The sequence below is a fragment of the Anaerovorax odorimutans genome, assembly GCF_024459955.1.
In the GTDB taxonomy this organism is placed as follows: Bacteria; Bacillota; Clostridia; order Peptostreptococcales; family Anaerovoracaceae; genus Hominibacterium; species Hominibacterium odorimutans_A.
On sequence record NZ_JANFXK010000003.1, the window covers coordinates 150,662 to 164,558 of the forward strand.

Consider the following 13,897-nt stretch of genomic DNA (forward strand, 5'->3'; position numbering starts at 1 on the left):
CCTAACGGAGAACAGTATACCAGATATCTCTGTATTTTAAAAGAAAGATTCTAATTACTATCGTTTGTGAACAGATGCGCAGTAAAACCTCATCCCTCCAAAATCCAGGCAAGCGCATCTTCTTCGGGCATCGGCTTTGCGAAAAGAAATCCCTGAATAAGGTCGATGCCGCACTGGCAGACAAAGCGTTCCTGCGCCTCGGTCTCTACGCCTTCCGCCAGTACTTGCAGGCCCATTTCATGGAAAATCCCCGTCATGCTTTTTACCATCATTGCCGACTGCCTGTTGTCCATGGATGCCCAGATAAGACTCTTGTCCAGTTTTACCGTATCCAGAGGCGTCGTCATAACAGAGACAAAATTCGAATAGCCCGTACCAAAATCATCCAGCTCCAAAAGAACGCCCCGCCGCTGCATACGGTCTGCAAATTCTTCAACAATTTTTGTATTTTCAGCCAGAATACTTTCTGTAATCTCGATCTTAATTTTGGGGAATGGCGTTTTATTGCGCGCTATGATTTCTTCTACCCGATCCGCCAGATCCATCTGTGAAAACATATGCCCGGAAAAATTCACGTGAACACCTTCAAACTCCGGCACTTTCTCTGTCACCCGATTGATGAACAGGCAGGCCTTTTCCAGCACCTGATAGGTCATCTCCACGATGTTTCCCGTATCTTCGGCAATGGGAATGAATTCATTGGGGTAAAGCGGTCCCAGCGGCGAATCGGGGATACGGAGCAGGGATTCGGCCGCTACATATTTTCCGGTATGATTGGAGATGATCGGCTGATAAAAGAGGGAAAAACTGTTTTCTTCCAGATTTTTCTCCAGTATACGAACAATCTCCGTACGCCGGCGCACTGCATCCAGCATTTCCTGCCCACAATAATATACATTTGTGTTCTTGCTTTTCTTTGCCTGGACCACGGCATACTCAATACCATTAATTAAATCCTCCACCGTTTCCGCGCTCTCAGGGTAACGTACAATACCAATAACCGCCGGTATCAGGCAGCTGTTTTCATCTATGGTCCAGCTTTCCTGCATGCGCTTTTTCAGTGTCGCTACGGTGCCGCGTATACTGTCTTCACTGGCGTCGCGGAAGATCAGGGCAAACTCATCGCCTCCGTATCGGTACAAGCCGCGGGGTTTTGCGGTTTTTTCAAGAAATTTTCCGATCTCCCGAAGAAAGCGGTCTCCCGTATGCTGCCCATATGTATCATTGATTCGACGGAATTTTCTCAGCGACAGCACAATAATCGTGAAATTACGCGATTTCTTCGTCTGAAGCTCCAGCATTTTAAGCATCTCCTGCCGGTTTGGCAGTCCGGTCAGATAGTCAGTGGAATTCTGCTTGTTCTGCAGGTACAGATAAATGATCAAAAGGGCGCAGGTCGCCGCTGATCCCGAAAGAATTACTTCCGGATAAAGCTGCTGAACGATAATCACCAGAACGGCGATCACCGGAAAAGCGGTCAGAATTTTTCGAATGACCGGGTCCACCTGCGCTCTCCTGACAAAGGCGACGCAAATAGCGGCCAGACAGTAAATATAAAAGATCAGATAGGTGGTCATAATCAGTGGGCCCTGGGAGTAGTTTCCCGCGGCGTTAATCAAAAAGAGTTTTTTGCAAAAGGGATTTATCAATACCACAAATAAATAGAGCACCCCCGGAATGGAACTCCATTTCATAATCCGCAGAGCGTTTCCCTGGGATTCAAAGACCGTAGCGATGGTATAAAAAAAATAGGCCATCCCCATCAGCGGCGTAGCGATAAAGTAGATCGTAGTCACCAGCCAGGTCAGGAAATTCACCGAATAATTCGGATAGGTCAGCATCACCGTGGATAGGATATTGAAACCAATCGCACAGAAAGTCGCCAGAAAACAAAAATAAAACAGTCGGTTTTTCAGAGAAGGAACCAGATTGCTCTTTCGCGAATAAAACCAGATGATAAACAGATATACGAGAGAGATACATTCGGCTGCGATATTCCAGTGCATTTTAAACCTCTTTTAACATGGATTTATATAGCGACAGGCCAGTTTTTTATGTATTATCCGGCCGGTTGTACAAAGACTGCTAGAGTAAATATTCTTCCCTAGCATTTTATCATATCAGCCCTTGCTTTTCAACGGATTCGATGGCATATGCGGATTTCGCGCAACAAGATAATAGAACAGATCGGATTTGGTGTTTGAAGAGATCCGTAGATTTTAAAAGTTTTGGGCAGCCCGTAAGCCGGGTTCTGTATTTGGCAATCATCTATCTCGACGTACTGTCGCCAGCACGCTCCAGCGACCTACCTCTCGGGCAGGGACGGGCAGCCCCCTCTTATGCCCTGTTTGGTCTTGCTCCGGATGGGGTTTACACGGGAGGTATGTTACCATATCTCCCGGTGAGCTCTTACCTCACCATTTCACCCTTACCACGGCATTACCCGTTTCGGCGGTGTGTTTCTGTTGCACTTTCCCTATAGTTACCTACGCCAGACGTTATCTGGCATCCTCGCCCTATGGAGCCCGGACTTTCCTCATACACCCCTGACGGTGCACGCAACTGCCTGGACTACCCAAAACTTTGTTTATTATATCATTTTCAAGGGACCTGTGTCCACATTTGTTTTTATGAGTTTATGATCCGGCTACGGAAAACCGCTCCTTCCTCAGATCATTTCAAAGGGGTCGATATCCACATCCGACTCCAGAACTTCGATCTGGCCTGCGGTTTTTCCCATCAGTTTGTCGGCAAAATTACCGGCAAAGGATTTTTCCGTACCATAGTGTCCCGCATCGATCACGGCCATTCCCAGTGCCTTGGCCTTCTGGGCATCATGGTATTTTAAATCCCCTGTGATGAACAATTGACATCCGTTGGCCGCGGCCAGATCCATTAAATCCGCTCCTGCCCCCGTACAGATTCCCACTGTTTTGATCGCAGAATCCGGCTTGCCTACCGCACGGAACTGCTCCGGATCCATCTCCAGCTTTTCCGAAAGAAGGTCCAGCATGGATACCAGCGACATTTCCTCTTCCAGCTGACCCACTCGGCCGATCATATCCAGATCGGACCCGCTGCTGAAACCACTGGTGTCTTTCAGTCCAATGAGATCCGCCAGGAAGTCATTATTTCCCCCTGCCAGTTTGTCAAAAGGTGTATGGCAGGAATAGACGGAAATTCCCATATTCAAAAGCTTTACAATGTATGAACCGGTCATATCCCGGTAGTCTACTGATTTGAGACTTCCGAATATGAGAGGGTGATGCGTCACGATCAAATCCACATCCTCTTCCTCCGCTTCCTCGATCACTGCGTCGGTAATCTCCAGCGTCGTCAGCACCCGATGAATCTCCACGGGCCCCGCAGCCAGCTGCACGCCGCTGTTATCCCAGCTTTCCTGCGTATCCGGGTTCGCGATTTCTTCGATGACCGCTACAACGTCTTCCAATTTCATTGCCATTTAAACACCTCCTAAAAGCACCGTTAAATACTTAATTCTGTTTTCTGTAAACCGAACTTTTTCTTCGTCTACGTTCTTACTTTTGCCCAATCCACTGAGAATTTTTCTCTCAGCGGAAAGCTTGTTTTTGATATGCGCTTCGGTCAGCTCCCCTGCGGACAGTATCCAGGGAGGAACCTCGTATTGAATATCGTCGGGACCGCAGCCTTCCATTACCCGGGAAACAGGCGCGATATTTCCCATGCTGCATATACGTTCCGGCCTTGCGGTTATAATTTCGCAGATATATTTTCCTTCCCGAACCAGTGCCTCATGGACAATGGGGAATCCGTTGTTCACCAGCCACCACCGCAGCCGCCCCTGCCCGCTCCGGGGCTGGAAGATATATTTGTGAAAGCTCTGCGATTTTTCCGGGTCCGCTTCCAGGATTTCCGTCATCAGGATGCCGCCCATTCCGGCCAGAACCACTGCATCCACCTCACCGTTCTCCAAAACCTGTATTCCGTTTCCAAGACGCAGGTCAAATACAGCGTCCGGATGAAGCGTCGCGGCGTTGATTTCGGCTTTCTTGAGCGATCCGGCGCTCACATCGGACATGATTACCCTGGGGCTGATTCCATTTTCCCATAAATAAATTGGCAAAAAACCATGGTCGGTACCAATATCGGCCATGGTTTCGTTTTTTTCGATTTGGTCTGCAAGCACTTGCAGTCTGTCTGTCAGTTTTATCATTTTACTCCAGATAGTCCTTTAACTTTTTGCTTCTGCTCGGATGGCGCAGCTTGCGTAACGCTTTTGCTTCGATCTGCCGGATTCTCTCCCTGGTGACATCAAAACGCTTGCCCACCTCTTCCAGAGTACGGGCACGTCCGTCCTCCAAGCCGAAACGAAGCTTCAGCACCTTTTGCTCTCTTTCGGTCAAAGTATCCAGTACCTCTACCAGCTGTTCTTTCAGCATGGAGAAAGCTGCCGCTTCTGCCGGAGCAGGTACGTCCTCATCAGGGATAAAGTCGCCCAGATGGCTGTCCTCTTCTTCGCCGATCGGAGTCTCCAAAGATACCGGTTCCTGTGCGATTTTGAGGATTTCCCGCACCTTTTCCTCGGAAATGCCCATTTCTTCGGCGATTTCCTCCGGAGTAGCTTCTCTGCCCTTCTCCTGAATCAGCTGCCGGGATACCCGGATCAGCTTATTGATGGTTTCTACCATGTGTACCGGAATACGAATGGTCCTGGCCTGATCGGCAATGGATCTTGTGATCGCCTGACGAATCCACCATGTAGCATAGGTACTGAATTTATAGCCCTTCTTCCAGTCGAACTTATCCACTGCTTTTATCAGTCCCAGATTCCCTTCCTGAATCAAGTCCAGAAAAAGCATTCCTCTGCCCACATATTTTTTCGCAATGCTGACAACAAGACGCAAGTTGGCCTCGCACAATTTCTGTTTTGCCGCCTCGTCGCCCGCTTCCATTCTCTTTGCCAGATCAATCTCTTCCTGAGCGGTCAAAAGAGGAACCTTACCGATTTCTTTCAGATACATTCTGACCGGATCGTCCACAGCGATGCCCTTCGGAATCGTTGCCTCCAGATCGATCTCCTTGGTATTACCGCTTTCTGCGATGACCGCCTCTACGTCCGGGTCCTCGACTTCTTCCCCTTCCAGCTCACTCAGCTCAATATCATCCGGTTCGACCTCCGAGACCACGGCAATTCCCTTTAAAATCAGCTGTTCGTACATATCGTCCATGTCTTCTTTATCCAGCTCGATATTCCCCAAGTGATCGGAAATCTCCGTGTATGTTAATGAACCTTTTCCCTTTGCCTTGGCAACTAGCTCATCGATCAGCTGCTGTTTGCTCTTTACCTGTTCCTGCTGCACTTCCTGCTGCGCTTCTTTTTTTGCCATATGCCTATCTTACCCCCTACCGTTTTTCATCATCTTCTGGATATCCATCAGTTCCTGTGTCAACTCCCTGATTGTTTCTTTATTTTCTTCTTCGTCTGCCATAGAAAGCCGCATAATGAGCTCCTGCTCCTTCTGCGTCAGCTCCTTCATACGGATTGTTTCGATACAATCGGCAAAAATCTTCTCTTCTTTATGTGCCAGCCGCACATTCTCTAAAATATTCTTTAAGACTTCCGCATTGTCCGCATCTAACCCGTCTGCCAGCTTTCGAACATCGATCTCTTCATTTTCCACGTAAAGCTCCTTGATCCCTTTATAAAGACTCTGCCCGCGGGCAGTTGTAAAAGCAACGTCCTCATAAGGCAGCAGCTTTGGATAGTAAGCGCTGTTTCTCAGGATCAGCTTAATTATATTTTTTTCCAGCATGGTGATATCTTCCGGCGCTGCATCGGCGCCCTTACTGCGGGCAGTAGCCCTTTCAGGTGCCTGTTTTTCACTAGTATTGCCAGTTATTTCAAGTCTTATAGCACCTTCCGATATTTTTGTCTCCTCTGCCAGTTTTTTTATGTAAATATCAGCCTCCACAGGACTCAGCGTCCCGAGAACACCGGCCGCCTTTTTCAGAAAATCCACCCGTCCTTCCGTTGAATCAAGATCATATTCCTTGCGAAGAAGGCTGAATTTATAATCCGCATAGGGCAAAGCCTGATTGACCAGCTCCAGAAATGCCTTTTTCCCGTTCTTCTTCACGAACTCGTCCGGATCTTTTCCGTCGGAAACGTGGAGAACCTTTACTCTGCAGTTTTCTTTATATAAAATGTCAAGTCCTCGCAGCGCAGCCTTGATTCCGGCCTGATCCGCGTCATAAGAAAGAACCACGTTATCCGTATATCGTTTGAGCATCTTCGCCTGATTTTCCGTGAGGGCTGTTCCCAGAGAAGCGGAAACGTTCCGCACTCCGCTCTGGTACAGGGATATCACGTCCATGTATCCCTCAACCAGAATCGCGCAGTCCTCCTTGCTGATCTCCTGCCTGGTTATGTTCAAACCGTAGAGATTGTTTTTTTTCAGAAATACGGAAGACTCCTGAGAGTTGAGATATTTTGGACTGCCGTCACCTATGATCCGACCGCCGAAGCCGATTACTTTGCCGCTTGTGTTCATGATGGGAAACATCACGCGATTCCTGTACTTATCATAATATTTACCCTTAGACTGGGAAATCAATCCCAATTCCATGAGCTTTTCTTTTTTATATCCGAGACCGGTCAGGTACCGATACAGACTGTCCCATTCTCCGTCGGCATAGCCGATACCGAATTTATTGAGGGTATCCGGCGTGATGCCCCTGTTTTTCATGTAAGTATATCCCGGATTGGCGCTTTGCCTGAGCGCTTTGAAAAAGAACTTGGCCGCCTCCCGGTTAATCTGATAGGATTCTTCCTTATTCTCGTTTTTATGGAATCCTCTTTGTATGGTAATGCCGTATTCCTCGGCCAGCTTTTCAATGGCCGGTATGAATTCCAGCTGATAATACCGTTCAACAAATCCGATGACATCGCCTGTTGCTCCGCAGCCAAAGCAGGTATAGATCTGTTTTGTTTCAGATACAACAAAAGAAGGTGTTTTCTCATTGTGGAACGGACACACGCCTTTATAATTGCTCCCCGCCTTTTTCAGGGGGACTACACGCCCGATAACATCGACAATATTACACCTGCTTTTTATTTCGTCAACTGTATTATTTCCTGCACCCACTTTTGCTCCTCATAAAAAATATTAATTAACATAATCTTTTTCGACAAAAGTATGCAGCTTCCTTTTTTTCTGTCAAAATTTTTTTGATTTATTTCCACCCCTTGGGCACGAACAAATCCGTATAGAGATTCATGGCATAGCGATCTGTCATTCCGGCAATATGATCCTTTGTCATTTCAGCAAGGCCGAACTCGGGAATCATCTCCTGCAGATCCGATGGCAATTGCTTCGGATTGTCCAGATAGTAACGATAGAGGGATTCAAGGATGTTCTTTACTTTTTCCAAATCCTCATCCTTTTTTACTCGATTGTTATGATAAACATTCTCAAACATGAAATCCCGCAGAAGATTCATATGTTTCATGCAGCTTTCACTCATGGAAATATGATCCTGTCCAAAGCTGGTATTGATTAAATCCTTTACCAGGGTATCGATCCGCGCTCGATGCGTCTCCCCCAGCACCCGGATACAATCTTTTGGCAGATCCGCGGCAGTGATGACTCCGCTGCGCAGAGCATCGTCAATATCGTGATTGATATACGCCACCCGGTCGCTGATCTTCACGATTTGTCCCTCCAGGGTATAGGGAACGCCGGAGCCGGTATGGTTGAGGATGCCGTCCCGTACTTCCCGGGTCAGATTCATGCCCCTGCGCACGCCGTTGCTTTCCAGCACGTCCACCACTCTCAGGCTCTGTACGTTATGCCGGAATCCTCCTTCGTACAGCTCGTTGAGAACCTTTTCCCCATTGTGGCCGAAAGGCGTATGTCCCAGATCATGACCCATGGCGATCGCTTCCGTCAGATCCTCATTGAGTCCCAGACTTCTGGCGATAGTTCTGGCGATCTGCGAGACTTCGATGGTATGAGTCAGTCTCGTTCGAAAATGATCGCCTTCGGGAGCTAAAAAAACCTGAGTTTTATGCATCAGTCTGCGGAAAGACTTGGAATGGATGATCCGGTCCTTGTCTCTCTGATAGTCCGTTCTGATTGCGCATTTTTCCTCAGGAATCCTGCGTCCCCTTGTTTCCGCTACTTTGGCGGCAAAAGGGGACAATATTTCATATTCACGTTTTTCAATCGCTTCTCTTGTAATCATCTGATCTCCCTATATAAAGAACTGAATGACCCAAACGGAAAGACCTCCTAAAATCATGGTGATCGGCAAAGTCACTACCCAGGCGATAAAGATATTCTGCGCGATCCCCCATTTTACGGCGGAGATTCTCTTTGCGCTTCCCACACCCATTACAGCGGTGGTGATGACCTGTGTCGTACTGATGGGAGCACCCATAAAGGACATACTTTCAATTACGATCGCCGATGCCGTCTGAGCCGCAAATCCGCTGGCCGGCTGCAGCTTGGTAACGCCGCCGCCCATTGTCTTCATGATCTTCCATCCTCCTAAAGACGTACCGAGCGCCATCATGCAAGCACATGCGAACTTAACCCAAATCGGCACACCGGAACCCGGGTCGAGCATACCTCCGGTTATCAACGAAAGTGTGATGATACCCATTGTCTTCTGTGCGTCATTATTGCCGTGGGAGAAGGATACCAGAGCCGCGGAAAAGACCTGCAACTTTGAAAACACACGGTTTGCTTTCGACTGAGACCAACTGGTAAAGAGCCGGAATATCAATTTCATAAAACCGAATCCGATGAGCAGTCCGATAAACGGTGACGTAAAGAGCGGGATAATGACCTTCTGCACGACACCGCCCCACAGCACATGCTCGGTCCCCATGGTAAACACGATGGTAGAGCCGATCAGGGAGCCGATCAGCGCATGGGAAGAGCTGCTGGGAATTCCCTTCCACCAGGTAAACAGATTCCATAAAATAGCGCCGATCAGCGCGCCTAAAATCACATATTGCTCCAGCGCCACGTCCACCAGACCGGTGGAAATGGTCATAGCTACCTTTTCACTGACCATAGCTCCCACCAGATTCATAGCCGCCGCCAGCATGATCGCTTTCTTAGGTGTAAGAGCTCTTGTGTATACCGAAGTCGCAATGGCATTTGCCGTATCGTGGAATCCGTTGATGAATTCAAAGACCAATGCACATAAAATAACGCAGGCTAAGATTCCGCTAAGCATATTTCATTACCACTCCTTCAACTATGTTCGCCACATTCTCACATGAGTCGAGGCTCGTCTCCAGCTGTTCATAAAGATGCTTCCATTTTATCAGTTCAATGGGATTGACTTCTTTCCGAAACAGCTCGGTCAGTGCTTTTCTGTATAGGAGGTCTCCCTCGTTTTCAATGCGGTTCACTTCGATGATCTGTTCGTGAACCACGCTGTTTTTCTTTACTTCCGACAGGTGCTTGAAGAGAACTTCCAGTTCCCGGATCGCCTGCATTATGTAGGATGCCATTGTCAGACATTCAGGCTTGAGCTTTTTGACGTCGAAAACGATAAAGCGGTTGGCTACTTCCTCCAGGGAATCGACGATATCATCCATCTCTTTTGTGATATCGTATATGTCTTCCCGGTCAAAGGGCGTTATGAAGGAAGCGTTGAGAGCCGTGAGGATCTTATGGGCCTGCATGTCGCACTCCGTTTCCAGAACCTTGATCCCGGCAACCTTATCCGCGACATCTTCATAATTGGAAACCAAATCCACAAACGATTCTCCGACTTTTACGATCTTGCTTGCAAAGTCCATTAGTAACTGAAAAAATTCATCTTCTTTTTTCTTGACACCGATCATCTATCATTCCTCTTTTCTCTTTCGTAAATAAGTCTATGGATTTATAATAACACCGCTTCAGCATCAAAGTAAATTAAAAACTGAATCTTTTTCTTAAAATTTTTTCCAATTCCGGGGAGACATTTCCGAAATGTCCCAATACAGTCTCCCGAACCAATTCACCGGTGAATAAAAGGCTTTCGGCAATGTTATCCGCCAGGATTTCCTGCTCTTTTTCGCTCATCGCTTCGAATCTGTCGGCAGCCTGAGTGAACTCCGTCATTTTATGCCTCCTCTCTGCCGTCCTCCGTCCCTGTGGGCGTAATCCATGATCTCCAGGAACTCCCGGTTGCCGAAGTCTATGCCCGGCACCAGCAACGAAGGCGTAAAGCAAAGGCGCTCGCAGTCTTCCTTGGGCAGCAGCCGATCGAGCACCATCCTGCCGATTTTCGTATAAGGATAAACGTCTTCCGGCCAGATAAGCGTTGTAGACAGGAAATCAAAGCCGCAGTTTTCCGCCTCAGCGCTGTTCATCATCTGAATTTCCAGTTCATAGACCGGAAAATCCCCTTCCTGGATTGCGAGAGCCAGGTCTCGAAGACAGCAGTCCGGGGAAAATCCGGCCAGAAACTCCGCCTCCTGAGCTGAAATTCCCATGCGTTTCTCATTCTCATCCTCCTCAAACAGCGGATTCCACCGATAGCGAACATACCATTCCTCACCGTCGCCGCTGACCCATTTGTAGGTATTGACGCTGTAGCCTTCCATATAGCGGTAGGATTTTACGGTTCCCCGGTTGGAGTACAGCCACATGATCAGGTTGACCGCCTCCGGATTCTCAGCGAAAAAACCCCAAAAGTCCGTTTCTTCACCGCTTTCCTGCTGTCCCGGCGCCAGTTTGCTAATCATCGAAGGGAATTTAGCCGGATCATTGATATAATAAACCGGCATATTGCTGCATATCAGATCATAATTGCCTTCTTCTGTCGCAAATCGAACAGCCAGACCTCTCGTATCCCTTGGCGAATCGCTTGAACCCGCTTCTCCCATCATCCGCGAGAAACGTACGGCCACCGGCGTTTCTGTTTCCGGGTCCTGCAGAAAAGCAGCCTCTGTATAATCGGAAAGAGGCATATATGGGCGAAAGGTTCCGCCTGCCGCTATGCCTTTTTGATGGATCAGCCTCGGCCTTGCGGTCCGGCTGTTGAGTTCGCTTATTTTTTCCAGTAATAAAAAATCTGTCATCATATACCACCTCAAAGTAATATATGCGACAGACTCTCTTTTGGTTTCTGTAAAGGCCGGGCAGTTTCCTGCTCAGACGCCGGTATGTCCGAAACCGCCGCCGCCCCGCTCGGTCTCTTCCAGCTCGCCGGTCAGTTTCCAAACTACCTTTTCGTATCTGGCAACGACCATCTGCGCGATCCGTTCTCCGTCATTGATTATAAAGGGATCCTTACCCCAGTTGATGAGCGCGACCTTAATCTCGCCACGGTAGTCGCTGTCAATGGTGCCGACCCCATTAACAAGGCCGATCCCCCGTTTGATAGCCAGTCCGCTTCTTGCCCGCACCTGAGCTTCAAAGCCCTGGGGCAGCTCTATATAAAGTCCGGTCGGTACCAAAACCCGTTCCCCCGGCTCCAGAGTAATGGGACTTTTCAGGCTGGCTCTCAAATCCATGCCGGCCGCCCCTTCCGTCTCATAGGACGGAAGGTATCCCCGTTCACTTCGAATTTTTATTTCCATGCTCTATGCCTCCATAATTGACTTCAGATCAAAATCTTTATTGGTCACCGCGGCCCCGCAATAAGCGCTCATATCGCAGATCCGCTCCGCTGTCCGCCGTATGTCGTCCATGGTTACCCGGTTAAAGCCTTCTATTACTTCTTCCGGTGTATGGATTTTTCCGCAGATCACCATATTCTTACCTATGGAAAACATCCGTCCGGTCACATTTTCCTGACCGAAAATATAGCTGCTCTTCATCTGTTCTTTTGCTGTGGCCAGCTCTTCTTCCGTAACGCCGCTGCGCTTTAAAGTTTCCAGCTCTTCTTTAATGCCTTCAATCGCGTCTCTGATCTTATCATGGGCAACGCCTGCGTAAATATTAAAATAGCCGCTGTTGCTGAAAGAACTCGACACCGAATAGACCGAATAAGCCAGCCCCTTTTCCTCTCTGATGTTCTGAAAGAGTCTGGAACTCATGCTGCCACCCATAATGTTGCTCAAAAGACCCATGGCATAGTACTCTTCATCCTCCAGTGCGACGCCCCTGACAGCTAGACTGATATGGCTCTGCTCAATGTCTTTCGTTTTTACCTTATATCCCGGGCAATAGGGCTCCAGGGTATACGCTTTCGGCTGTTTTTCGGCTTTCAAAACTTTCAGCTTATCCTGGAACATTTCACAGATGGCGTTTTCATCAAAATTTCCCGCAATGGCGATAACGATACTGTCTCTGGTATATTCCTTTGTCATGTAATCCACTAAAACGCTTCGGTCGATATTATCAAGAGAAGCCGGCGTGCCGATTATGGAGTTTCCCAGCGGGTTTCCCTTGAACACCAGCTCACAGACCGTGTCATGGGCGTCATCGTCCGGCGTATCCTGAATCATCTTGATCTCTTCGCAGATGACGCTTTTTTCCTTTTGCATCTCTTTTTCATCCATCCTGGAATTGAGCAGCATGTCCAGCAGAATCTCCGCGGCCTTATCCAGATTGCTGGAAAGGGTCTTGATATAATAGCAGGTAGCTTCCTTACCCGTAAACGCATTGAACTGTCCGCCAATACGGTCCACATCGGCGGCGATCTCCTTCGCCGTCCTGTTTTCCGTGCCTTTGAACATCATGTGCTCAATGTAATGGGATACACCTGCGATCTTTGACGGCTCATCCACGGAACCGGCCCTTACCCATGCTCCCAGCGCCACAGACTGCAGATGCGGAATCTGTTCCATAATAACGGTGGTACCGCAGTCAAGTTTCTTCGTTCGAATCATTCTAATAACACCCTATTTCTTTCTCTTTATTTTCTCTATAATCTCTTTTCTGTACAGATAACCCGCAATAATCAGCGCAATAAGGATCATTGACACAGTGCCCGCGGTCTTTCCGAATTTCAGCTCAAAGAAATAACTAATGAAAAGAACTCCCGCAAAAAGGAGGAGCACCAGCATAAAAATAGCAAGGCTGGCTCTTTTAGCCACGCCTTGTTGTCTTTCCGCATCGCTTTCCTGCGCTGTCTGCTCCTTATGCTGTTTTGATTTCAGCGGTTCTTTTTCTTTCATAATCATCCGTACCTTTTCTTCAGTTAACCTTTATTGTAGCACAAAACCCTGATAGTGTCACGAATTCCTGTTTAATATGGATAAGATACGAATAAAGATGTTGATGATATCCATATACAGGTCCGTAGCACTGTCGATCGCGTTATTTACGGTTCTCCTGTAAGCATTGGCTTTCGCCCAGTCATATCCGATATATCCGGAAAACAGAAGGACTACGATGTAATCCATAACAGCGAAATCCCTGTGAAAAATCAGCATGGCTCCCAATTCGACCACAATGACAGCGATTAACGTAAAAAACAGCATTCTTCCCATTCCCAGAAAGATTTTGGGAAAGATCGTTCCGGCTGCCATCATTACCAGAGTGATGGTTCCGGTGATGACAACCGCGTTAAATACAAGCTCTGTGCCGTAATAAGGCAGTATCACGCTCAGCATGGCTCCCAGCGGCACTACGATAAAATTGTATCCGATAAAACTGATAAGCCCGCTGTCGCTGCGCGTAAGGAATGCCCCGATAAGAACGCAGACAATGTAGCCGATCACCAGCGCCAGATAATTGATGCCTGCGAAAAAGTCCTGAAACAGGCTGACCATCACGGCATTTACCGCAAACCCATATAAAAGCGTCGCTCCGATAATCAGATTGTATGCCCGGCGGCCGATCTCTTCCTGCCCCGGAGACAGCGTGAACCTGAGATTTTTATTTACCAGTGTTTTCTGTGACATAGTTTACCCCTTTCCGATTTTGCTATTTATTATACCACATGCCAATAAGTTTTCATC

The 13,897-nt window shown here is 47.9% G+C and carries 14 protein-coding genes and 1 other RNA gene; all 15 read right to left on the reverse strand.

What is annotated here, in order from left to right:
• Window positions 1-89 precede the first annotated feature (89 nt).
• The 15 genes from NE619_RS04290 to NE619_RS04360 all read right to left on the reverse strand — a co-directional run bounded on the left by NE619_RS04290 (window position 90) and on the right by NE619_RS04360 (window position 13,840).
• The gene (locus tag NE619_RS04290) at window positions 90-2,006 is read right to left on the reverse strand and encodes an EAL domain-containing protein (protein ID WP_256131132.1); all 1,917 of its coding nucleotides are present in this window, start codon (window positions 2,004-2,006) and stop codon (window positions 90-92) included.
• 219 nt (window positions 2,007-2,225) lie between these two features.
• Window positions 2,226-2,578: RNase P RNA component class A (gene rnpB, locus NE619_RS04295), an RNA gene on the reverse strand.
• A 90-nt stretch (window positions 2,579-2,668) separates the two neighbouring features.
• A complete protein-coding gene (locus tag NE619_RS04300) occupies window positions 2,669-3,463 on the reverse strand; it encodes a Nif3-like dinuclear metal center hexameric protein (RefSeq protein ID WP_256131133.1) in 795 nt (264 codons plus the stop codon).
• Window positions 3,464-4,195 (reverse strand): tRNA (adenine(22)-N(1))-methyltransferase, encoded by a 732-nt coding sequence (locus NE619_RS04305; RefSeq protein ID WP_256131134.1) that lies wholly within the window; start codon window positions 4,193-4,195, stop codon window positions 3,464-3,466.
• 1 nt (window position 4,196) lies between these two features.
• Entirely contained in the window at window positions 4,197-5,369 is a 1,173-nt protein-coding gene (gene rpoD / locus NE619_RS04310) for an RNA polymerase sigma factor RpoD (protein WP_256131135.1), read from the reverse strand.
• Between the two features lie 9 nt (window positions 5,370-5,378).
• Window positions 5,379-7,127 carry a DNA primase gene (gene dnaG / locus NE619_RS04315; protein ID WP_256131136.1) on the reverse strand — a complete coding sequence of 583 codons (1,749 nt, stop codon included), beginning with the start codon at window positions 7,125-7,127 and terminating at the stop codon, window positions 5,379-5,381.
• Between the two features lie 88 nt (window positions 7,128-7,215).
• Window positions 7,216-8,226, reverse strand: coding sequence for a deoxyguanosinetriphosphate triphosphohydrolase (locus NE619_RS04320; RefSeq protein ID WP_256131137.1), 1,011 nt, complete (start codon window positions 8,224-8,226; stop codon window positions 7,216-7,218).
• 9 nt (window positions 8,227-8,235) lie between these two features.
• On the reverse strand, window positions 8,236-9,228 hold the full coding sequence (locus tag NE619_RS04325) for an inorganic phosphate transporter (RefSeq protein WP_256131138.1): 993 nt from the start codon (window positions 9,226-9,228) through the stop codon (window positions 8,236-8,238).
• Window positions 9,221-9,844, reverse strand: coding sequence for a DUF47 domain-containing protein (locus tag NE619_RS04330; RefSeq protein WP_256131139.1), 624 nt, complete (start codon window positions 9,842-9,844; stop codon window positions 9,221-9,223). The genes NE619_RS04325 and NE619_RS04330 overlap by 8 nt, the downstream gene beginning before the upstream one ends.
• A 73-nt stretch (window positions 9,845-9,917) precedes the next feature.
• The gene (locus NE619_RS04335; RefSeq protein WP_256131140.1) at window positions 9,918-10,106 is read right to left on the reverse strand and encodes a catalase-related domain-containing protein; all 189 of its coding nucleotides are present in this window, start codon (window positions 10,104-10,106) and stop codon (window positions 9,918-9,920) included.
• Window positions 10,103-11,068 (reverse strand): catalase, encoded by a 966-nt coding sequence (locus tag NE619_RS04340; RefSeq protein ID WP_256131141.1) that lies wholly within the window; start codon window positions 11,066-11,068, stop codon window positions 10,103-10,105. The genes NE619_RS04335 and NE619_RS04340 overlap by 4 nt, the downstream gene beginning before the upstream one ends.
• A gap of 72 nt (window positions 11,069-11,140) precedes the next feature.
• The gene (gene dut / locus NE619_RS04345; RefSeq protein ID WP_256131142.1) at window positions 11,141-11,569 is read right to left on the reverse strand and encodes a dUTP diphosphatase; all 429 of its coding nucleotides are present in this window, start codon (window positions 11,567-11,569) and stop codon (window positions 11,141-11,143) included.
• Window positions 11,570-11,572: 3 nt separating this feature from the next.
• Window positions 11,573-12,823 (reverse strand): M16 family metallopeptidase, encoded by a 1,251-nt coding sequence (locus NE619_RS04350; protein WP_256131143.1) that lies wholly within the window; start codon window positions 12,821-12,823, stop codon window positions 11,573-11,575.
• 12 nt (window positions 12,824-12,835) lie between these two features.
• On the reverse strand, window positions 12,836-13,117 hold the full coding sequence (locus NE619_RS04355; protein ID WP_256131144.1) for a hypothetical protein: 282 nt from the start codon (window positions 13,115-13,117) through the stop codon (window positions 12,836-12,838).
• A 51-nt stretch (window positions 13,118-13,168) separates the two neighbouring features.
• On the reverse strand, window positions 13,169-13,840 hold the full coding sequence (locus tag NE619_RS04360; RefSeq protein WP_256131145.1) for a Bax inhibitor-1 family protein: 672 nt from the start codon (window positions 13,838-13,840) through the stop codon (window positions 13,169-13,171).
• Between the last annotated feature and the right edge of the window lie 57 nt (window positions 13,841-13,897).

Coding starts and splice junctions, on each gene's coding strand:
- NE619_RS04320 (WP_256131137.1), bottom strand. CDS start 8,226: ATGATTACAAGAGAAGCGATTGAAAAACGTGAATATGAAATATTGTCC.
- NE619_RS04340 (WP_256131141.1), bottom strand. CDS start 11,068: ATGACAGATTTTTTATTACTGGAAAAAATAAGCGAACTCAACAGCCGG.
- NE619_RS04335 (WP_256131140.1), bottom strand. CDS start 10,106: ATGACGGAGTTCACTCAGGCTGCCGACAGATTCGAAGCGATGAGCGAA.
- NE619_RS04300 (WP_256131133.1), bottom strand. CDS start 3,463: ATGGCAATGAAATTGGAAGACGTTGTAGCGGTCATCGAAGAAATCGCG.
- NE619_RS04350 (WP_256131143.1), bottom strand. CDS start 12,823: ATGATTCGAACGAAGAAACTTGACTGCGGTACCACCGTTATTATGGAA.
- NE619_RS04355 (WP_256131144.1), bottom strand. CDS start 13,117: ATGATTATGAAAGAAAAAGAACCGCTGAAATCAAAACAGCATAAGGAG.
- NE619_RS04330 (WP_256131139.1), bottom strand. CDS start 9,844: ATGATCGGTGTCAAGAAAAAAGAAGATGAATTTTTTCAGTTACTAATG.
- NE619_RS04360 (WP_256131145.1), bottom strand. CDS start 13,840: ATGTCACAGAAAACACTGGTAAATAAAAATCTCAGGTTCACGCTGTCT.
- rpoD (WP_256131135.1), bottom strand. CDS start 5,369: ATGGCAAAAAAAGAAGCGCAGCAGGAAGTGCAGCAGGAACAGGTAAAG.
- NE619_RS04325 (WP_256131138.1), bottom strand. CDS start 9,228: ATGCTTAGCGGAATCTTAGCCTGCGTTATTTTATGTGCATTGGTCTTT.
- NE619_RS04290 (WP_256131132.1), bottom strand. CDS start 2,006: ATGCACTGGAATATCGCAGCCGAATGTATCTCTCTCGTATATCTGTTT.
- dut (WP_256131142.1), bottom strand. CDS start 11,569: ATGGAAATAAAAATTCGAAGTGAACGGGGATACCTTCCGTCCTATGAG.
- NE619_RS04305 (WP_256131134.1), bottom strand. CDS start 4,195: ATGATAAAACTGACAGACAGACTGCAAGTGCTTGCAGACCAAATCGAA.